10 protein-coding genes are annotated in these 22417 nt (G+C 63.7%); 2 read left to right on the top strand and 8 right to left on the bottom strand.

All coding sequences use genetic code 11. From position 1 onward, the window contains the following. The first annotated feature begins 90 nt into the window (after window positions 1–90). The gene (locus tag JQ609_RS15775) at window positions 91–2532 is read left to right on the top strand and encodes a hypothetical protein (RefSeq protein ID WP_249128024.1); all 2442 of its coding nucleotides are present in this window, start codon (window positions 91–93) and stop codon (window positions 2530–2532) included. Window positions 2533–2564: 32 nt separating this feature from the next. Here the strand turns inward: JQ609_RS15775 and JQ609_RS15770 are convergent, their stop codons facing one another. The 4 genes from JQ609_RS15770 to JQ609_RS35780 all read right to left on the bottom strand — a co-directional run bounded on the left by JQ609_RS15770 (window position 2565) and on the right by JQ609_RS35780 (window position 7513). Continuing rightward, window positions 2565–3203, bottom strand: coding sequence for a 2-dehydro-3-deoxy-6-phosphogalactonate aldolase (locus JQ609_RS15770; RefSeq protein WP_212274083.1), 639 nt, complete (start codon window positions 3201–3203; stop codon window positions 2565–2567). A gap of 13 nt (window positions 3204–3216) precedes the next feature. Further along, entirely contained in the window at window positions 3217–4140 is a 924-nt protein-coding gene (locus JQ609_RS15765) for a 2-dehydro-3-deoxygalactonokinase (protein WP_212274082.1), read from the bottom strand. After that, on the bottom strand, window positions 4137–6470 hold the full coding sequence (locus tag JQ609_RS15760; protein WP_212274081.1) for a xanthine dehydrogenase family protein molybdopterin-binding subunit: 2334 nt from the start codon (window positions 6468–6470) through the stop codon (window positions 4137–4139). Before JQ609_RS15760 ends, JQ609_RS15765 begins: the two co-directional genes overlap by 4 nt. Window positions 6471–6586: 116 nt before the next feature. After that, complete coding sequence (locus tag JQ609_RS35780) at window positions 6587–7513, bottom strand: DMT family transporter (protein WP_212274080.1); 927 nt, start codon at window positions 7511–7513, stop codon at window positions 6587–6589. 157 nt (window positions 7514–7670) lie between these two features. On the opposite strand from JQ609_RS35780, the gene JQ609_RS15750 reads away from it, so the two are divergent. After that, a complete protein-coding gene (locus tag JQ609_RS15750; RefSeq protein ID WP_212274079.1) occupies window positions 7671–8045 on the top strand; it encodes a helix-turn-helix domain-containing protein in 375 nt (124 codons plus the stop codon). A gap of 35 nt (window positions 8046–8080) precedes the next feature. Here JQ609_RS15750 and JQ609_RS15745 read toward each other — a convergent pair whose 3' ends face one another. The 4 genes from JQ609_RS15745 to dinB all read right to left on the bottom strand — a co-directional run bounded on the left by JQ609_RS15745 (window position 8081) and on the right by dinB (window position 22326). Next, window positions 8081–9391, bottom strand: a complete 1311-nt coding sequence (locus tag JQ609_RS15745) for an HlyD family type I secretion periplasmic adaptor subunit (RefSeq protein ID WP_212274078.1) — start codon at window positions 9389–9391, stop codon at window positions 8081–8083. Window positions 9392–9394: 3 nt separating this feature from the next. Next, on the bottom strand, window positions 9395–11143 hold the full coding sequence (locus tag JQ609_RS15740) for a type I secretion system permease/ATPase (protein WP_212274077.1): 1749 nt from the start codon (window positions 11141–11143) through the stop codon (window positions 9395–9397). A gap of 143 nt (window positions 11144–11286) precedes the next feature. Continuing rightward, window positions 11287–20757: a choice-of-anchor I family protein gene (locus tag JQ609_RS15735; protein ID WP_212274076.1), complete on the bottom strand. Its 9471-nt coding sequence runs from the start codon at window positions 20755–20757 to the stop codon at window positions 11287–11289. 321 nt (window positions 20758–21078) lie between these two features. After that, on the bottom strand, window positions 21079–22326 hold the full coding sequence (gene dinB, locus JQ609_RS15730) for a DNA polymerase IV (protein ID WP_212274075.1): 1248 nt from the start codon (window positions 22324–22326) through the stop codon (window positions 21079–21081). Window positions 22327–22417: the final 91 nt, after the last annotated feature.

Genomic DNA, 22417 nt, shown 5'->3' with positions numbered 1-22417 from the left:
AGCAGCGCGCATTGGTTGGCGTCATTGAGGAGCCCTGTTTTGCAGCCCTTCCCAAAAATTACTGGCCGCCACTATTTTGCGATTTTCGTATTGGCATCGGTCACGCTGTCCTACCAGATCCTGATCACGCGGTTCTTCAGCGTGATGCTGTATTACCATTTCGCGTTTGCGGCGATTTCGCTGGCAATGCTCGGGCTGACCCGCGGCGCGATGGAGGTTTACAACAACCCCACCCGCTATGCGCCCGAACGCGTCGGACCGGAATTCGCGCGCCACGCCTCCTGGTTTGCCGTCACCGGCGTCGGCGCCATGATCTGCTTTTTGTGCGCACCGGTGCTGGTACCTGTTGAGTATCTGTGGCTGGCGCTGCTAACCACGACGATCGCCTTCGTGATCCCGCTCTCCGCAAGCGGCGTCTGCATCACGCTGCTGCTGACGCGCATGCCCTATAGCGGCGGCTGGCTCTACGCGGCTGACCTCGCCGGTGCCGCCGTCGGCTGTCTCGGCATCATCTTCGTGCTGCTGGTGATCGATCCCGTCAGCGCCACGCTGGGCATCGGCGCGATGGCCGCAGGTGCCGGCTGGATGGTGGTGCGCGGCAGCGGCGACGTTCGCACACTGCGTCTCAGCGGCGCCGTCGCGCTGTCGCTGGGAGCCGCCGCGATGGTGCATGCGGCGCTGGATGTTTCCGGCAAGAGCCATCTCGGCGTGTTCTGGGCCAAGGGCACGCAACAAACCGGAACGTTGTTCGAGCGCTGGAACACCTATTCACGCGTCCGCGTGACGGCGATGGGCGAATCCGTGCCGTTCGGCTGGGGCTTTTCGCGAACGCCGACGACCAAGATCGATCAGAAATATCTCGACATCGACGCCGATGCCGCCACCGTCATCACCCGCTTCGACGGCGACCTTGGCAAGCTCGGCTATCTGAAGGACGACGTCATCAACGGCGCTTATCTTGTGCAGCCGACGGCCGATGTCGCGGTCGTCGGCGTCGGCGGCGGCCGCGACGTTCTTTCCGCGCTGCTGTTCGGCGCCAGGAAAATTAGCGGCATCGAGATCAATCCGGCGATTTTCGAGGTTCTCACCGACAAATTCGCGGATTTCTCCGGCCATCTCGACAAACAGCCCGGCGTATCCTTGATCAATGCCGAGGCCCGCAGTTACATCAACCATTCCTCCGACCGCTACGATCTGGTGCAGATCTCGCTGATCGACACCTGGGCGGCGACCGCCGCGGGCGGACTGACACTCACCGAGAACCGGCTCTATACCGTCGAAGCATGGGGCGATTTCTACCGCGCCCTGAAGCCGCGCGGCATGCTGTCGGTCTCGCGCTGGTACGATCCGAGCACCCACCGCGGCGAATTCTATCGCCTGGTGTCGATCGCGGCCGAAGCCCTGCAACGCAGCGGCGGTCCCGCCGCCGGACTGAAGGATCACCTGATCGCGCTCAACGTCGGCAACATCGTCAACGTAATTACGCGGCCCGATGCCTTCACCTCGGCCGAATGGCAGGCCGCGCGCACGCGACTGGAGGCCCAGGGCTTCAAAATCCTGATGGGGCCGGATGTCGCCTTCGACGCCGTGACGACAAAACTGATTTCCGGAACCGCCGATGCCGCCTACTTCGCCTCGCTGCCGGAAAACGTCACGCCGTCCACCGACGACAACCCGTTCTTCTTCTACACCGCGCGCTTTGGTGATTTCGTCGCAGCCCCGATGTCGGCGCGCACCCACAACAACACCGCGATCACCATGACGCTGGCGCTGATCGCGGTGGCGCTGGTGGCCTGTCTGTTCTACGTCGTCGGGCCGTTCATTCGCCTCGCGCGCACAACGCCGCTGGCGACGCTGACGCCGCCGGTGACCTTTTTCTGCGGAATCGGCATCGGCTTCATGCTAATCGAAATCTCACAGATGCAGCGGCTAATGGTGTTTCTGGGCCATCCGGTCTATGGGCTCAGCGTCGTGCTGTTCACCATCCTGCTGTTCGGCGGACTAGGCAGCACCACGGTCGGCGCGCGTTCGCCCCGAACCCGCGACGTCATCACCCGGCTGGTCGCACTGCTCGCGACGCTCGCGATTGCCGGACTGCTGACGCCCGCATTGACGACCTGGGCACGCTCGGAAACCACAAGCATGCGCATCGTGCTGTCGATACTGCTGCTGGCGCCGCCCGCGTTCTGCATGGGCATGATGTTCCCGCTGGGGCTGAGCATCTGGCGCCGCCAAAGCGAGCTGCATCCGTATTTCTGGAGCGCCAACGGCATCATGTCGATGCTGGCGTCGGTGCTGGGCATGGCGCTGTCGATCGAGTTCGGTATCGCCAACACCTACGCGCTCGGTGTCGCTCTCTATGTCGTCTGCGCGTTGATGATCGTTGTCGCCGGCCGCAAGATGAGCCGCATGGCGCTGTTTGCGGCAAGGCCGGCGATCAGCCCCGCGATGGTTGCGGATGCGCCGTCGATCCAGCCGAAGCAGGCCGAAACGCCGGCGGTGCCGGCGCGCACCAGCGAGGTCGCCGGCTGACGGCGATGCGGCGGACGGAGGCGTCCGCCGACCTACTTCGATTCCTGCATCGCCGCGTCATAGGCACGGATCGTTGCCCTGGCGCGTTCGGCGACTTCGGCCGCGGTCATTCCCGGCTTGTAAAGGCTGGTGCCGAGACCGAAGGCATGAATGCCGGCCTTGGTGTATTCCGCAAAATTCTTGTCGGAGATTCCGCCCACGGCGGCGATCATCAGGCCTGCGGGAAGAACGGCGCGGATCGCTGTTATCCCCGAGGCCCCAAGGGTGCCGGCCGGAAATAATTTCAGCGCAGAAGCCCCAGCCTTCGCCGCCAGCAGCGCCTCCGTCGCCGTAAACACGCCGGGCATCGTGACCATGCCGCGGTCCCGGGCGCTGGCAATGACTTCCGGATCGACGTTCGGGGAAACTATCAGCCGCCCGCCAACGTCATGGAGCCGCTCGACATCCTCAGGCGTCAGCACGGTACCCGCACCGATCAGGATATCGGCAGAGGCTTTCTTCACGGCGGTCTCGATGGAGCGGAACGGATCCGGGGAGTTGAGTGGAATTTCGATCGCCGTCATGCCGTTTTCGATCAGCACGTCGACGATGCCCTCGGCCTCGTCGGGTTTCACGCCGCGCAGGATCGCGACCAGCGGACGCTTCATCGGCGGGAATGGAACAGGGTTCACGCGTTTGGTCCTTCTATAAAGTCCAGATGGACGTGGCAGCCAAGGACTTGGCAGCCAAGGCAAGACCGCGTCGGACCGCATCATCTGAATCGATGGATTGGACCGCAACGGAAAGGCTGTCAAACGCCAATCGATACAGCGCTTCCAGCCTGCCTGACGAAACCAGGGTGATGTCGCGCCTCGACCGATCGCCAGCCAGTCCCGCCGCCAGTTCGAGACCGATCAGGGTTCCCGATATTTTCTCGCGGGCCGAGGCCGGGCTGCCGCCGAATAAAAGCTGACCTGAACGCACCTGGAACAGCAAATTGGCTGCGAACGCAGGCGCCTCAAAGGCGGCAACGACAGCCGATTTGAATGCCTGGCTATCCACCGCTTCGTCCGCGTTCGCCACGGCCAGCGACAAGATCGTCCCTTGCGATACGGCGCTAAAGAGTTCGCCGGTCATGAACGTGGTGAAGCGTTCGACGGTCCCACCACGGACGCTCGCCCATTTCGAATGGGTGCCGGGCATGCAGACCAGCGCTTCCCCATCTGCGCCGAGAGCCCCGAGAAGTTGGGTTTCTTCGCCCCGCATCACGTCCGGCGCTTTGGGATCGCGCTGCGCGATGCCTGGAAGGATGCGGATATCACGGGATTGCTCCGGAACCGGCACGGCACCCTGCAAGATGGATGTGAGGCTTGCCGGCGTGTCGATATATCCCGCTTCAACCCAGCCCTGCCGGGCACCCGCCATGCCGCAGATGATGACAGGCAGGTGATCGGCGGCGCCGACGGCATCGAGATGCGATTGCAACACGGCGGCAAAGCCGATCTTGGCGGCCGCCATCATGCCTTCATCGCTGCGTCGTTCCGACAGCACGTCGCCGGCTTGATTCATCAGCCACAGCCGAAAGCTGCTGGTGCCCCAATCGACGGCGACATAGGCGGCCTGGCTCATTTCGAAATCCGTCCTGATGTTCGTGCTTTCTGAATGGCGCTCCACACCAGATATGGCGTCGCCGGCATGTCCAGTTCATTGATACCGAGCGGCGACAAGGCATCAAGCACGGCGTTCATGATGGTTTGCGGCGCGGCGATGCTGCCGGCCTGCCCGGTTCCCTTGACGCCGAGCGGATTCGACCTGGTCGGCGACGATTCATTCAGACCACCGGCAAAATTCGGCAGATCCTGCGCGCGCGGCAACGTGTAGTCCATGAAGGAGCCGCTGAGCAGCTGCCCCTCGGGGTCGAACACGATGTGCTCCAGCAGCGACTGTCCGATACCTTGCGCCACCCCGCCATGCACCTGGCTGAGAGCCACGCGGGGATTGATGAGGCGGCCGAAATCATCGACGATGGTGTAGCGATCGAGCCGCACGACGCCGGTGTCGGGATCGATCTCGACTTCCGCGACATGGCAACCGTTCGGAAAATTGTAGAGATCGGAACTGTTGGTCGCGCTTCCTTCGAGCCCCGGCGTCAATCCCTCCGGCAGATTGGCGGCATCCCGTGCGGCATCGGCTACCTTGCCGATCTCGATGGCGCGCTCGGTGGATTTCACGACAAAACGGCCATCGGCAAACACCACCTGGTCGGCGGGCGCCTGCAGCAGATGCGCTGAAATCAGCTTTCCCTTCTCGATCAGCTTTTCAATCGCCATCACCAAAGCGGTGCCGCCCATATGCATCGAACGCGCGCCGCCATGGCCGTTGCCGCCGGGCAGAAAATCCGTGTCGCCCTGCTGGAAGCGGAATGCATCGATCGGCAATCCGAGCAGGTCGGCCGCGACCTGCGGATAGGCCGTCTCATGCCCCTGCCCGTTGGACTGCGTACCGACCGCCAGCGACACCATGCCGTCGGTCTCGAACGCGGCCCGCGCCATTTCCAACGGCACACCGCGGGAGGTTTCGAGGAAGCAGGCAATCCCGAGGCCGCGCAGCAGGCCGGCTTTGTCAGATTGTTTGCGGCGCTTGCGAAAACCGTCGCGATCGGCGAGCGCGATCGCGTCGTCCAGATTGGCCTTGAAGCGGCCGCCGTCGATCTTCATGCCCATCGCGGTGCGATGCGGAAACCTGCTGACGATGTTGCGGCGGCGCAACTTGACGGCATCGATACCGGTCTTGACCGATGCGAGATTCACCAGCCGCTCGATCAGATAATTGGCCTCGGGCTTGCCGGCGCCGCGATAGGCGTCGATCGGTGGCGTGTTGGTGAAGGCGCCGCGCACCTCGTAAAATACTGACGGGATGTCATAGACGCCGCCGATCGCGCTGCCGGCGGCATTGGTGGAGCTTATGGGACCGCTGGTCGACAGATACGCGCCCATATTGGCGACCGCTTTGACTTCGAGCGCGAGAAACCGGCCATCTTTGTCGAGCGCGAGCCGCGCGCGGGAAAAGAAATCGCGGCCATGCGCCGAGCTGACGAAATCTTCTGATCGTTCGCAGACCCAGCGCACCGGGCGGCCGAGCTTCCTGGCCGCCCACAGCACCAGCGCATATTCGGGATAGACGTAGTTCTTCATCCCGAATCCGCCGCCGACGTCAGGGACCACCACGCGGAGCCGTTCGAGCGGAATCTTGAAGACGGCGCCGGCGAGCACCTTGCGGATGTCGTGAGCGGCCTGGCCGGTCACCGACAGCAGAAACTGATCCGTCTTGCGATCATGGAAGCCGATCGCCGCGCGCGTCTCCAGGGGAGCTGCCACGACGCGGTTGTTGAACAGGTCGCATTCGACGATATGCGCAGCCTCTGCCATCACCGCGGCAACCGCCGCCGCATCGCCCTTCCGGAACAGGAAGGCGGAATTGCCCGGCGCCTCTTTCCATAACAGCGGGGCATCCGGTTTCAGCGCCGCGGTCGCCACGGTGACGCAAGGTTGCGACTCATAGGCGATGTCGACCACTTCGCCGCCCGCCACCGCCGCTTCCAGCGTCTCCGCCACAATGAGCACCACGGGATCGCCGACATGCCGCACGAAATCACGGGCCAGCGCGGGTCGCGGCGGCGCGATGATCGGCTCAGCCGCGTCGATCACCGTGATGCAGGGCAACTCGCCGATGCCATCGGCAGCGAGATCAGCTTCACAGAGGACTGCGACCACGCCGGGAAGCCCACGGGCAGCATCCAGGTTGAGCTTGATGATGCGCGCGAAGGCGTGCGGCGAGCGGACCACATGGGCGTAAAGCACATCAGCCACATGATCATTGGCGACATAGCTGCCGCGCCCGGTGAGGAAGCGATGATCCTCTAGCCGGTTCAGGGACTTGCCTTGATAACGCTCGCGCAACCGCTCACCTCCTTGGCGTAGAACCAAGGGTTATATTGGGCCATTGCGGGGACCGCCACCCTTCTCGCCCTGTCGAATTTGCGTTGCGGACCTGTCGACCACTTCGCCCGCTCTAGCTAGCGGGCCGAACCCGATGAGGTCTGCCGGGCCCAATTCCTGTTGGCCGAGACGACACCGGTGCCAATCAGGATCCCGACGAGAACGAGTGCCATCCCGGCAACCAATTCCACCGTCAGCGATTCGCCAAGCATCGCGATGCCCAGCGCCATCGCCGTGATTGGATTGAGCGTCAGGTACAAAACGGTTGTCGTCGGCGGCAGCCAGCGCAACGCCCACATGAAAAGGGAAAACTGCAGAACACCGGCGACTGTTCCAAGGAACGCCACCGCGAGCCATCCTCTTGCGCTGAGCGCCGGCAAAGCCGCACTGCCTTGCTGGAGACCGACAACCGGCAACAAGACAGCGACGGCGAATGCCATCGCCAATGCCGTCACGAAAATCGGCCCGTGGCGCATCAGGGTCGCGCGGCTGAAAACGGAGTAGACGGCGGCGCAGAGGACGCTCAGCAGCATCAGGGCGTCTCCGACCATGTAATCGGCATTTCCCCGTCCGAATGCAGCGGTGCCAAACGCCACCGCGATGCCGGAAAACGCCAGCACGACACCTGCCACCTTCGCGGTGGTCAGCTTCTCGCGGCCGAAGGCAGCTGCGACGATCAGGGTCTGGATCGGTATCGTCGCCAGACCAACCGCGCCGCGCGCGGCCGGCACGTACTGGAGCGACGCATTGAAGGCCCAGGGAAAAAGCACAAAGAACAGAATCCCGAACCCGGCGATCTTTGCACATTCGGATAGCGCAAGGCCGCCGCGCGGCCACATCGCCAGCAGAAACGGCGCAAAGCAGGCGATCGAGATCAGATAGCGGTAGAAAACCAGCGGGATCGGGTCGATCTCTCCAATGACGGAGCGCGTGGCTACGACGGCAGCCCCTGCGATCAAGGCGGCTGCCGCCGCGGCGGCATGGGCAAGCACAATCCTGTTCACGACGTCGCCACCTCGATCAGCCGCCCGGCGCGGCCAGTCACTTTAAAATCGAAAGTTATACTAGCCATGACACTTTAAAAATGCAAGTCGGTCTGCTAGATTATCGAGGGACACCGTTCCGGGCAGGTCCGGTGCCGGAAACGCGGACACGTTCGCCATGGCAAAACATGACTTCCGATCGACATGCTCCATCGCGCGCGCGCTGGAAGTCGTGGGCGACAAGTGGACCCTGCTTATCGTTCGCGACCTGATGTGGCACGGCAAGCAGACCTTTCAGGCGCTGCAGGACAGCGCTGAACGGGTCCCCTCGAACATCCTGTCCGAACGTCTCAAGCGGCTTGCGGAATGGGGCCTGGTGAAACGCGACCCCTACCAGCAAAACCCGGTCCGATACGCCTATCAGCTGACCGACGAAGGAAAGCGCCTGGAGCCCGTCCTGCTGCAGATCATGAATTGGGGTCACGAGCACCTCGGCGGCGGGCGCTACGACCCCAAATCAGGCAAGAGCTTCAAAGCGCGAACTGGGCCTTAAACGCGCGGCAACGCCGCGCTCACCAACCGGAAGAGCTATCGTTCGCGAAAGGCGCGGGCGACCTGGTCGAACATCGGCTTGGTCAAGTAGGAGCCAACCGTCCGGTCCGCTGTCTTGATGAACACTTCGACCGGCATGCCGGGCACGAGCTTGACCTCGCCGAGGCGCGCGAGCTCTTCGGGCGCAATGGCAATGCGCGCGGTATAGTAGGTGACGCCGGTGCGCTGTTCCGTGGTCACGTCGGCCGATACCCGGCTGACGACCCCATTGATCTCCGGCGTCGTGCGCTGGCTGAAGGCGGAAAAACGCAGCGCGGCAGCCTGCCCGACCCGCACCTGATCGATGTCCTGCGGCGCCACCCTCGCCTCGACCGTCAAACGCTCGGAGTCCGGCACGATCAGCATCAATTGCTCGCCGGCACTGACGACGCCGCCGATCGTGTGGACGTTCATTTCGTGGACGGTGCCTGAAATCGGGGCCCGGATGTCGATCCGCCGCAACTGGTCTTCGGCCGCCACTTTCCGCTCGGCGTATTCACCCGCCTTGCCGTCGATCTCGCGCATTTCACGGCCGACTTCGCTGGCCAGTTCGCGGTCGATCTGGGTGATCTGAAGTTCGATCTCGGATACCTTGCCGCGTCCCTGCGCCGCCGCCGCGATCAGCTGCGCCCGTTCGCCGTCAAGCCGCGCCGCTTCGCGCTCGAGCGCCGTCAGGCGGTTGATCTGGATCAGATGCTTGCTCCAGAGTTGCCGCACCCCCTCCAGCTCACGGTTGACCAGATCCAGTTCCTGCGATTTGGCCGCCTGCTGGGCAGTGATGCCGACCGCTTCCTCGTTGAGCTGAGCGATCCGCTCGCGCAGCTGTCGCTTTTGACCAAGCCGCGTGGTGTTGCGCAGTTCGAACAGACGCTGCTCATCGGTCATCAGCTCGACAACGCTTTCCTCCTGCCGCCGGTCCTTGAACGCCGAGGGCCATGACACTTCCGCTGCGCCGTCGCGTTCGGCACGCAACCGCGCGCGGCGCGTCGTCATTTCATCCAGCGTCTTCGACACGATCTGCAGATTTGCCCGCGTCATGGTTTCGTCGAGCCGGACCAGGAGGTCGCCGGCCGTCACGGCTTTGCCATTGGTCACCGCAATTTGCCCAACGACGCCGCCGGTCGGATGCTGAACCTTCCGTGCGTTGGATTCGACCACGACACTTCCCGGCGCAATCAGGGCGCCCGAAATTTCGGTGGTTGCAGCCCATCCGCCGATGCCGCCGGTGACGAGCATGATGGCGGCCAGCCCGACCGCGATGTGTCCGCGAATGGACGAACGAGGGTCGATCAAATCAGCGTCAGACATCGCTCATCCCTGGACGGCTTGCACAACTTTGGGCGCGCTGACAGGCCCATCGCGCCGCAGCACCTTGGCCAGCACCTCGTCCTTGGGGCCGAAGGCTTGCTGTCGTCCGCCGCTCATCGCGAGCACGTGATCGACGCCCGACAGTGCGCTCGGCCGGTGCGCGACCACGATCACGATCGCGCCGCGGGCGCGGACACCCAGGATCGCCTGCGTCAATGCCTCGTCGCCTTCGGCGTCAAGATTGGAATTCGGCTCGTCCAGCACGACCAGGAACGGGTCGCCATAAAGAGCACGCGCCAGCGCGACGCGCTGTTGCTGGCCGGCCGACAGCGCGGAGCCCTGCTCGCCGATCTCGGTGTCGTAACCTTGCGGCAACGACAGCACGAGCTCGTTCACGCCAGCAGCTTTCGCCGCCGCGATGATCGCCTCCGACGAGGCGTCGGGATCGAACCGCGAAATGTTCTCGGCAACGGTCCCTTCGATCAATTCGACGTCCTGCGGCAGATAGCCGATGTGGCGCCCGAGTTCATCGGGCACCCATTGGTCCAGCGTCGCGCCGTCAAGCCGGACGGCGCCACGTGCGGGCGCCCACAGTCCAACCAGAACCCGGGCCAGTGACGATTTTCCCGACGCGCTGGGGCCGATCACGCCGAGCCCGTTACCGGCCTTCAGGGCGAACGTCACCTCGTGCACGACCGCACGCTGGACGTCCGGCGGCGCCGCGCTGATATTCTCGACGCTGAGACCGCGTTGCGGCTTCGGCAACGAGGTCGGCGTTCTCAGTTCCGGCAGCAACATGAGCAGCTTGTGCAGGCGCTGGCGCGCCTGTCTGGCGCCGACGAAACTGCGCCAGTGGGAAATCGCAAGATCGACCGGTGCGAGCGCCCGCGCCGACAAAATAGACGATGCAATAATGACACCCGCGGTGGCCTGCTGGTTGATCACCAGATACGCGCCGACGGCAAGCACGCCGGACTGCAGCATCATCCGGAATGCTCGCCCCATCGCGCCAAGGCCCGCGGCAAGATCACTCGAATCGACCTGCCCGGACAGGAATTTGCGGTTCAACGACTGCCAGCGGCGCGAAATCCATCCGGTCATGCCGAGCGCCGTCAGAGCCTCGGCGTTGCGACGGCTGGTCTCCGCCAGCCGCGCGCGTTGATTGCCGATGCGATTGGCGTCAAGCGCCGACTTCTTCGCAAGCAGTTCCGACAGCAGCGTCAGCGAAACCAGGACCAGCGCGCCTGCCAGCACCGTGACCCCAATCCAGAAATGGAAGGCAAAGCAGATTGCGAGATAGAGCGGAACCCAGGGCAGATCGAAGAAGGCCGTTGGCCCCGGGCCGGACAGATAGCCGCGGACGGTATCGAGGTCGCGCAGCGGCTGGATCGACTCGCCGCGCTTTGGCGCCTGGATCGGCAACCGCATCACCGTCGCATAGACCCGATCCGACATCTCCTGGTCAAGACGGAGGCCGATCCGAACCAGTAACCGGCCGCGCAGCGCGTCCATAAACCCCTGAAAGACGTACAGGATCAGCACCAGCGCCAGCAGGCCCAGCAGCGTCGGCACGCTCCGGCTGGGCAGCACCCGGTCGTAGACTTCCATCATGAAGAGGGAGCCTGTCAGCGCCAGAATGTTAAGAATCGCGCTGAATCCGGCGATGGCAAAAAACGCCGAGCGGCAATGCGCGAGCGCTCTATCCAACTCGCCGCGGGCAGCATCTGTGGGTTGTTGCCGGCTGGTGGTCAATGGTTGCGCTCACTCGTACAGCCTTGCTCGTACAGCCTTTGCTCGTACAGTCTTGGCGGTAGCCGAGAATTGTTACAGTTATCTGACAAAACGAAATGGGGGCGCGTGCGCCCCCACTCGTATGACCAATTCGGCATGGATCATCAGGCGAAGCGGAAGTCGTCCACCGTCAGCGTCGCCTTGTTGACCCCGATCAGGGTGATGCTGGACCCGTCAGCGTACTCGATCTCGGTGCCGACCTGGCTGTTGGTTACCGCGCCCGACGCCATCAACGCATTGAAGTCGGCGAATGCGCTGGCATCCAGCTGGAGAACATCGTCCGAGCCGGCGCCCGACTTGAAGTCGAATGCCAGATCGCGTCCGCCGCCTTGCTGGAATATGAAGGTGTCGTTGCCCAGACCGCCGAACAGCTGGTCATTGCCCTGGCCGCCGGCCAGCGTGTCGTTGCCGTCCTCTCCGAACAGGATATCCCGGCCGGCCTCACCGCGCAGGATGTCATTGCCAAGACCGCCGAACGCGAAGTCATCTCCGGTTCCGCCATTGACGATGTCGTCACCGCCCTGGCCGAAGGCAAAGTCAACCGAGCCACCCGCATTGATGAGATCGACGCCATCCGTACCGAACAAGAGGTTGGTGCCGTTGGTACCATTGATCACGTTGGCATCGGTGTCTCCGGTGACCGTCAGCGTGAAGGTTCCGGTCGACGCGGCGTGGGCGCTGTCTTGCGCCGTATAGCTGATCGAGACGGTGGCGCTTTCGCCGGTGTTCAGGCTGTCGAACAGGTTGCCCGGATTGAACTGCAGCTGGCCGCCCGGATTGATCGAGAAAGCCGTCTGGGCGTTCGCGTTGCTCAGATTGATGCCCGAGACGCCGGTCACCTCGAAGGCCGACAAGGTCGGGGATACGCCATCCTCGACGTCGGTGTCGTTGGCCGTCAGGTCGAAGGCCATCGACTGGTTTTCGCCTACGGTCGCGACGTCGTTCACCGTGACCGGCGCATCGTTCACCGCGGTAACGGAGAAGCCGACCTTGCCGGTATCCGACCCGCCGTTGCTGTCGCTGAGGGTGTACTCAAACGAGGCCGGCCCGTTGAAGTTGGCCGTCGGCGTGAACCGGATGCCACCCGCTACGATCTCGGCCGTGCCGCCCACGACATTTGCGAGCGCGGTGATCGAGAGCGCGTCAAGGTCGGCATCGGTATCGTTGCCGAGAATGCTGGCGAACGGAATGACGAACGCCGCCGCATCTTCCGCCACCGTCGCTGCGGTGTCGTCAAGGGCCATCGGCCCGCGATTGACGATCGCACTGTTGATGCCGCTGCGATCGAACTCCTGGCCATCGGCGAAGGTCACCTTCTCGACGCCGCCGCCAACCCGCTGATCCTTCAACGTGATCACGCTGCCGTTGGACAGCTCGATCTGAGTGTCGTTGCCAAACCTGCGGAACGTAACATTCGCAGCGTTCTGATCAACGAGTGCCAGCGTATCGGTGTCGGCCGGTGTATTCGCCGCTTCGGTAATGATGTCAGAACCGTCGCCCAGCTTGTAGGCATAAGCGTCCGAACCCGCGCCGCCGTTGACATTGTCGTTGCCAGTGCCGCCGACCAGCTTGTCGCTGCCGTCATTGCCGCGAAGCCGATCGTCGCCGGCGCCGCCCAGCACGGTGTCACTACCTGCATCACCGAAGACGAAGTCGTTGCCCTCGCCGCCCTCGACACGGTCGTTGCCGTCGCCACCCTCGATGACGTCGTCACCGCCGCCGCCCAGCACGAGATCGTCCCCACCGAGGCTGCGAACGCGATCGTCGTCGTTCTTGGCAAAGATCGAGTCCTTTCCGGCGGTGCCGGAGAGATCATCCTCACCGTCGGTTCCCATGATCGGAAGGACGGTATCGTTGCCGCCGTTTGCAACCAGATTTTGGATGCGCTGATCCTGGGCCGGGGTCGTATCGGCCTGCGCGAACGGGGTTGTGGAGAAGTTTGCCGCGAAATATTCGGCCAACGCATCCTGCTCGAAGCCGTCGTCGGTGAATGTTGCAGCGCCCGTACGGGTAGCCACGTCGTCTGCCGGCAAATTATCCGGAGACAGATCGACGCGATTGGCAAAGGCCGAGTTGGCAGCGATGTACTCGGCGAACCGGAAGCCGTCAGGCCGGTTGAACCCGCCTGGGGCGTTGGGATTTGCCCCACCGATCAGGAAGCTCAGCGTCACCATACGGATCGCCGCCGGAGCATCAGCAACCACATCCCCGTTCTCGACGACGACCGCGATTACATGTTCGTTCTCGTCGACCAACGTGACCGAGCGAACCCGGTCACCGACAGGGCGGGTCAGATCATAGCTGAACCGGAGACCGCCCACCTGGGCGAAGATGCCGCCCGGGTTGGAAACACCGTTTTCCAGCGCTTCGAGCAGTTGCTGTGGCGTCAGCGTGACAAGGCTGAGCGCGTTGTTGAAGCGCAGCGAATTCTCGATGTCGAGCTGGCTGACCTCTCCCGCTTCCTTGCCAACCTCGGGGTTTGCCGCAGGCGGAAGCTCGGCACCGTCGCCCTCGGAGCTGATCGAGCCGATGGAGTCGCGGATGCCACCGCCGTTCTTGATCGAAATCTGAACGGCGCTGTCGTATTCCGACTTGGCGTACCACAGGTTCGCGTCGGCGGAGAGGTTTCCGAGATTGGTTTCCTGCGAACGCACCTCACCACGTCGCCCCTCAAGGTAGACGTCGGTACGACCGAAGGTGACGGCATCCTTCTGGGTGATAATGCCGTCGATTGCGGTGGTGAGATCACGCACGGTGTCGCCGCGTGAACCCTCGGCGAACGGATCGATGCCGGTGCCGTCGTAAACACGGGCCAAACCCGCATCGTCAGTGGCATAGGCGCCGTTTACGCTCGGATCGAGGCTAGCGGGGACGATATCTCCATTGGCATCGAACTCAAGCACCAGTCGGCCGACATATTTGTAGTTACCGTCGGTGTTGACGAGAACCGTGTTCTTGCCGTCTGCGTTGGTGAGGATCTGCGCGTACTCGCCTTCGCTGACGTCGCCTGGACGGAGAACATCGTTGCTGTCAGAGAGCAGCGCGTTCGAGCCGCCGCCGATCACGACGTCGACGCCGTGCAGGAAGCTGATGAGCTTCTGCTCGTTCTTCAGCTCCTGCAGCTGCGAAACGATGATGACCTTGTTCACACCCTGGGCGATGACGGCATCGATCGCCGGCTGAATGATCGCGGCAAGCGCGATGAAGTCGGCATCGGTTTCCAGCGTGCGCGGGCCGATGATCCGGACGCCGCCGGGCGTCGTGATGTCCTCGAACACCGGAGTCGTGACACCGACCACGCCGATCTTCTCGCCGTTTTCCTCGAGAATGGTCGAGGGCGCGATGCGGCGTCCACCGCTTGCACCGACACCGAACGTCGCTTCGGTGAGCGGCGTGGTCTGGGCATTGGGCGCCAGGTCCGGCTCGCCGGCGAAGTTCAGGTTGGCGGCGAGATAGGCAAACCGGGTTCCTTCGTAGCCGCCTAGCGGGCCGGTACCGTCGGGATCTGCAAGCGGACGGATGAGGTTCTGCACATCGCGCGGGCCCGGATCGAACTCGTGGTTGCCGATAACCGAGGCCTCGATCCCGATCGTGTTCAGGATGCGGATATCGGCGCGGCCGATGCTCGGCTGGAAGAACGATGCCAGGCTCGGGTCGCTGGCCGCGTTGAAGAACGGGCTCGGAATGTAGTTGTCGCCCGACGCCAGGGTGATCGAGTTGGCAAACGTATCTTCGAGCCGGTCCACGATGGCTGCGAAGCGCGGTGCGTCGTCGATCGCCTTCAGGCCTGCCTCGAAATCCGACGCGTGCAGGATCTGAAGCTTGTAGGTTAGCGGCGCGGCGACGGTGAAGTCGAGGTCGTTCTGCGCGATGCCGCCGAACGCGTTGCCGGCGACGTCGGTGATCACGCCCGAGGCCAGTGTGACGTCGTAGGCGGCTCCGGCGGCCAGATCGGCGGTCGGATTGATGGTGACAATGTTGCCGGAGATCGTGACCTGCGACGCATCGCCGATCGCGATGGTGCGGATGTCTCCCGCGCCGTTGCTGATGACGATGTTTCCGGACCCTGCCGCGACGGCTTCGTCGAATGTCAGCACGATGTTGCTGCCGGCGGCGACCGCAGTCGCGTTGTCGGCAGGCGTGGCCGCGGTGAGGATCGGCCCCGTTGCGTCAAGCAATTGCGCCGCGGTAAGCGTGCGGTCCGTAAACTCGAACCGTTCGACGTTCGTGACGGTGTCAACGCCGTCGGCGGAGCCCGCGCGGGTATCGGTGATGACGAACGAGCCACCCTGCTGGGTGATCGTGTAGTTGCTGCGCGCGCCGGTGTAGACGGCGACGTCGCCGGCCGCACCGTTGGCGCCGCCATCGACGGCGTCATTGCCGCCACCAGCGGCAATGCGATCATCGCCGCCAAGGCCGTCGATCGTGTCGTTGCCGGCGAGGCTGCCGCGCACGCCAAACTTCGCCGTGTAGGCGGCCTGATCGAACACGTCGTTGCCGGCGGTGGCGATCGCAGCCGAACGGGACATCACCAGCGACGACACCGACGGATCGTGGTCTGAAAGCTGGTCGATGAACTCCGAATTCATGTGCACGATATCGAACTGGGCGCTGTCATACAGGTTGTTCGAAACCAGGATGTGATCCAGCGCCTGAGCATTGCCGTCGAAAATGTAGGAATAGCGCTCGTTTTCCGGGAGCTTGCTGATCAGCTCGGAGAGCACCGCGGTACCGGGCGCGAAGACGCTGGGGGTCCCGTCAGGGTTGGCGGTGGTGCGGGTGAGCGCGCCGGTGACGAGGTCGACGACCGGGAAGAACTGGAAGTCGTTCAGATCGCCCAGCACCACGATGCGGTCATCGGTCGCCGACGCGTTGGCCAGCAGGCCATCAACAAACGCGTTGATCGTCTCCGCCTGTCCCTCGCGCTCGTTCGACGAACCGGTCTGCTGCGCGGACCCGTTGATCGGGTCGGCATAGAGCGGCAGATCCAGCAGCGTGGTGTAAAGCGGCGCCGAACCGCCCTTCGAGGAGAGATGGTTGTTGACGGTCCAGAACGTGCCGCCCTGCTCGTCGGTGTAACCTACCGGCGACCATTCCATCGGGAGCGATTTACGCGTGGCGGTGAAGTCGGTATTGCCCTGCCCGATTTGGTTGGCGCTGGCAAAATGCTGCACCTTCACGCCGTCAGCGTCGCTGACGATGTCGGTCAGGCCGTTGCGGGCGCTCGGAGATACCGCCAACGGGTCGTAGAGATAGGCGACACGCTGATTGCCGCCCGGGATGCCGCCGATGTTGTCGATCGGTGCGGAGTCGATCGCCACATAGCGCGGTCCGCCGGCAGCAACAATGGCGTCGATCAGCTGCGACAGGGTTTCCGAAGCGCTCGTGGTGCTTGAGCTGGTGGCGCCGTCATTGTCCAGCACCTCCTGCAGTGCAATGATCTCGGGTGCCTTGAGGTTGTTGACGATAGCAGCCGCGAGACCGGCGAACTTGCTCGCCGGCGTCGGCACGCCATCCACCAGTTGACCAACCGGCGCCAGGTTCTCGACGTTGAAGGTGGCCACGCGAATCCGGTCGAGATTCTCGACGATCGTGGTGGTTTCCTTCTGCAGGTTCGCCGCGGTCACCGGGCCATAGGCCTCGGTCGTGTTCACCTCATACTGGCCGTTGGCGTAGTTGACGACGCCGGTCACATCACCCAGGCGGTCGCCGGTCTGAAGGTTGGTGGGTAGCGCCACGCCGGCTTCGTCGTCCAGCTGAATGCGCTCCGGATTGAAGTCGAACACCTTGTCGGCGGGCTGCGTCGTTCCCGGCGTCGTGTCGCTGATGGTCAGGCCGCCGCGCGGATTGTTCGAGGGGTTGGCGCCGACGTTCGGGGTGACGAACTGTTCGTCAAAATTCGAGTGGAACGGCGTGGTGACGCGCACATCTTCCAGCGTGACGCGCATGCCTTCCAGGGATTCCCAGAAATCCGACCCCTGGGTCACCGGGTCATAGATGCCGCCCGGAGCTGATGTATCGACGTCATCGTCACCGAGCGACACCAAAGCCGGTTTGCGTTCGAGGCCGGTCGCGAGGTTGTCGACATCGCCGACGCGCACGGCGGTCGGCAGGGCATTGCCCGTCGACAAAATGCTGGTCGTGCCTGCCACCGGGTTGAGCTGCGTCGTCGACAGCTGGTTGGTGCTGGCGAACTCGCTGACGGTTGCGGTCAATTGCACTTCCGCACCCACGACGATCCCGGCCGGGATCGTGGCGCCGGCACCAATCCCCAGGAACACAAAGACGCCGTCCGAAGTCCGGTAGTCGCCGTCGCCGACCGCGTCCTGAATGTAGTAGCCGACCGGGTTGTTGCTGCCATTCTCCGTGCCGGAGGCGTCAATCGCCGTGACGATGCCGCGCACCGTCACCTGCTGGCCGACGAATTCCGAGCGATGTCCGGCGCCCTGGACGTCGTAGATGTGCATGACGTCGTCGTTCTGGATCGTGCCGGTGGCCACGGCCTGGGTGGCGCTCACCGCAGCGGTGACGCCGGGCTGCGTCGTCGACGCGCCGGTCACCGTCAACGTGAAAGTCTCGTTGGCTTCGAAGGCGGCATCGCCAGCGACGTCCACGGTCACCGTCACCGACGACTCGCCGGCCGGAATGGTGGCGTTGATGGTCTTCGGCAGCGCCGCAACACCGGAGAAGTCACCGGTGTTGGCCACGGCGGATCCGAGCTGCAGCGACACGTCGACCGCACCGATGGTGCCGTTGGTGCGCTCGATCACGAACGAATAGGCGGTTGTGCCGCTGTTGCCTTCTGCGTGCGAGACGCTGGTCGACGACGAGGCGACGCGGACCTCCTGGGTATAATCGTCCGGCAGCGCGGCATAGACCGTCAGGCCCGAGCCGGTATAGGCGCCCCCTGTCGAATTCCCCTCATTGGCGGTAAGCACGAGCGCCGTCCCGGTCGGCGAATCCGCGGCGCTGATGAACTTGGTCACTTCGGGCGCATTGCCTTCGCCCACGCCCGGCGGCTTGTACCCGACGAACGATGCGTTGGCGGGATCGGTGATGTCGTAGATCATCACACCGCCCGCGCGCTCGAGGCTGACGAACGCATATGTCCGTCCGTCGATGACGCCGATATCGACGCCCTCGGGCTCCGGCCCCTTGTTGTCGGACCGGGTGTCGAAGCCGCCGCCTTCGGCGGTGTCGATGTTGTGTCGCGTCGCCAGGTCCCGCGCGATGATCGCTTCGAATTCGCCGCCGGTGTCGCGCACCTTGGTGATGGTGCCGTCGGCATTCTGCTTGAAGATCGACAGGCTGCGGCCGCCATAGGCGTAGATCTGGTCGATGTCGCCGTCGCCATCGGTGTCGCCGAGATCTTTTCGGATTCGCAGGCGGCCGAGGTCGGCATTGGCCCTCATCGCGGCCTCATCGGGATAGGCCGTGTTGTCGAGATCGATGGTGAATACGCCGCCGCCCTGTTCCGCGAGCGTCGCCTCGTCGTCGAGCAGCACGCGGGCATCGCCTTCATTGGCAGTGACGAAGTAGGTGTCGTTGCCGACCTTGAAGGTGGCGATGGCATCCGGTTGCAGCAGGCTGATGACGTCGGCGTTGCGAAGATTGATGGCCTGGCCGTTCGATGGGCCGTCCCGGTCGCTGGCATCGAACTTGTTGCCGGCCAGGGTGTGGTCGACGCCGCCCAGCGGCAGGATCGCAAGCGGCTTGGTTGCCGCCGGATTGGTCAGATCGATCACGGCGACCGCGTTGACCTCCTGCAGCGTAACGTAAGCGCGGGTGCCGTCCGGCGACACCGAAATGTATTCCGGCTCGATGTCTGCCGATGCCGTCTGGCCGGTCAACAGCGCGACGCCGGCCTGCTTCAGCACGGTCTCGTAGCCGTCGAGCTGATCGAACCCAACCGTCGTGGCAACCGTGGCCGCTGCGGCGCCGCCGGACAGATCGAGAATCGAAACGCTGCCTTCGCGATTGATCAATTGCGTGCCGCCGCCGGGCAATGTGATCTCTCCGGGCTCGCCTTCATTGGCGACCAGCAGCTTCGAACCGTCGGCGGTGAACACCACCTGATCGGGACCCGCCCCGACTTCCACGGTGTTGACGAGCGTACCGTTGGCGTCGAACAACGCGACAAAACCGTTGGCGCCGGTCAGATCGCTGGCGTAGGCGACGGCAAGCACACCGTTCTTGATCGCGACCGAGTTTGCCCCGTTGAAACCTTCGAGTGCGGTCAGGTCGATCGAGGACACGAGGTTCACGGCGCCGCTGGCGCTGATCGAAACGATATCGATGGTGTTGCCGATGGTGTTGAGCAAGTAGGCCCGGCCGGTCGACGGATCGAACGAAACCACTTCGGCGTTGGTGCCGGCGGCGGGTGCGTAATTGCCGAGGCGAACCAGCTGAACCGTATTGGTGGCGGTCGGCGTTACGGCGTCGCCCTGCAGCGACGGCGCCTGATCCAGGATCGTGATGCCCTCGATCACGTTTCCGGGGCCGGCGGCATCGTCGTTTTCGATCGTTCCGGTCGCCGTCGTTTGCGCGCCGAGCGAGGTCGAAACGGTCGCGTCGCTGTTGACGACCGTCTGAAGTGCCAGGTTGAAGTTCTCAGTCGGCTCGAACGTCGTGTCGCCATTGACCTGGACGGTTACGACCGTCGAGTTCTGGCCGGCGGCAATGCTGCCGTTGAAGGCGAACGGCGGAGGCGTTGCGCCATTGAAATCGGCGGCATCAGCCGCCGCCGAAGTCAATTGGCCGCTGAAGCTGACGTCACCAATGGTGCCGCCGGTGCGCTCCACCGTGAAGCTGAAGGCGGTCGTTCCGGCATTGCCTTCGACCTGCGAGACCGAAACAGAACCTGAGGCGAAGCCGACAATCTGCGGCGGTATGCCTGACTGGATGGTGAAGGTCACACCCGCGAGCGGAGACTGCGCATCGGTGAGGAACGGCGCATCGGGAGTGGTGCCGTCGCCATCCTGGTCGCCGCTACCGCTTTGCGCGACAAAATTGGTCGTCGTATTGAACGCGACAAGGGCGTCCGCGCGCGATGCGAACGAGCTGCCACCGAAAGCCGGGTTGTAGGCGGCAACATCGGCGCCGTCGGTCCGGGGCAGCACCAAAGCCGTGGAGCCCGCGACGAGCCCGGTGCCTGCGAGCAAGCCGCTGACATTGGCGTCGGTGAAGCCGCCATTGTTGTTGGTGACCGCAGCCAGGAAGGTGGTCGGGGCGGTGTCAGAGGTTCCGACGAAGGCGTAGATCGACTCTTCCGAGTTACCGAGCGCAAAACCTGCGCCAGTGACTGTACCGATATTGGCGGTGCGGCCGGCCACGGAGGTGTTGAGGAGTTCGACAATCGTGCCGGCAGCCAGATCGCCTCCGCCATTGGTCCAGGTCAGACCGCCCTCGCCGGTGTTGAAAGCGCCACCAGATCCGATTTCCAGGCCGTTCCATTCCTTGTCGCTGAAGCGGACAACCGTTCCCGCAGCAATCGGGTCGATGACAATGAACGCTAATCCGTCAGTTCCGTCCGCGTTGAAACCGACGAAAGCGATCGAACCGGGACCAAGAGCCATCGATAATCTCCATGATAAAAAAAGGCAAAAGCAGGCCGCAGCGGCACGAGGGGCTCGCGCAGCGTTGAAGGTGGGGAATCGCGTGTTGTCGCGCGGGGCGCGTCAGCGGCCGGAATATAAACCGGCGTTAATTACAACGCGGTGACGGTTTATTAACCATTGTCCATCGTCCACCGGAAGCGCCCCGCGACGCGGCAGGCATCGTGTCGCGAGCTAACCGCTTGCAAAATCCCCGTTTTAGTTCTCAGGCGACACACCCCGTTGAGTCTGTGACGGCGCGTGCACTGCGTAGGCTTTGGGCGCGCGCTGGACGCGTGACGGTCACAGGTCCTTTTCAGCGAGTTTTCGAAACGCGTCGGGAACGGAAGAAGAGACACCTGGCGCCACCGATCCGTAGCCGATCGCATCCCATCCGAAGCGATCGCGGATTTTATCGACGGCTTGGTCGGCCGCCGAACGCGCCATGCCTTTTTTGCTGCCGGGGCGGCGTGCTTCATCGCCAAGTCCGAGCGGGAGTTCGAGCTCCACATCCCGCTGCTCTCCAAGATGCGACACGGACATCGCCAGGAGAGAAATGGTTTTCTCGTGAGGATGATCGGCGAGGACAGCGCGCACCAGCTCCCCGGCGACCTCGGCCAGAATCAGGGTCGCGGAGACGGGAGCGTCGAGCGTGACCGAGCGCGTGACTGACTTCAGATTGGCGAAGCGAACGCGGACCGTCACGGTTCGCCCGGGCCTCGACTTGGCGCGGAGCCGGCTGCCGATTCGGTCAGCAAGGTGAAGCAGCGTGGGTCGAACAACCCGCTCTTCGGCGGGCTTCCTGCCGAGCGCCGATTGCGCTCCTGCCGATCGAGCGCGGCGGTGCGTCTTGATTTCCCGAGGGTCACGATTCCACGCCAGCGCCGAAAGCTTCGTCCCTGCCGCGGAACCAAGCACCCGCTTGAGCGAGCCTCCCGGTGTCGTTGCCAGTTGCCCGATCGTGAGCACGCCGATTTCGGCCAGCCGTGCCCGCGTCGCCGGACCGACGCCCCACATCAGCTCAACCGGCAGGTGGTGAAGAAATCCGAGCTCCGTGTCGGGATCGACAACGACGAGCCCGTCGGGTTTGGCCACTTGCGAAGCAATTTTCGCCAGATGCTTGGTGCGCGCGACACCGACCGAGATCGGAAGGCCAAGCTCGGCGCGCACGCGTTGGCGGATGGCCATCGCGATTTCGGCAGGCGGACCGAACAGATGGGTGCAGCCCGCGACATCGGCAAAGGCCTCGTCAATGGAGATCCGTTCGACGAGGGGCGTGAAATCGCCAATCACCTTGATGGCGGCATCGCCCAGCCGCTGGTATTCCCCGAAATGTCCGCCGACAAAAATGAGCTGCGGACAGAGTTCGCACGCTTGCCGTCCCGGCATGCCGCCGCGGACCCCGAAGGCCTTGGCTTCGTAAGACGCGGCAAGCACAACCCCGCCACCGACGGCAATGGGTTTGCCGCGCAGCGAAGGATCAAGCAGCTGCTCTACCGAGGCATAGAACGCATCCAGGTCCGCATGGAGGATGGTGGCTGTCGTTGCCATCCGACCGTTCGCCCATGACGTTTCGACGATGTTCCCGATAAAAGAACATAATGAGAACATCGATGCCTTGTGTCAAGCGACTGGAGACGAT

It is taken from the genome of Bradyrhizobium sp. AUGA SZCCT0169 (assembly GCF_018130085.1).
Lineage (GTDB): Bacteria > Pseudomonadota > Alphaproteobacteria > Rhizobiales > Xanthobacteraceae > Bradyrhizobium.
Note: the sequence above shows the minus strand (reverse complement) of the source record. Positions and strands in the feature narration are given on the sequence as shown.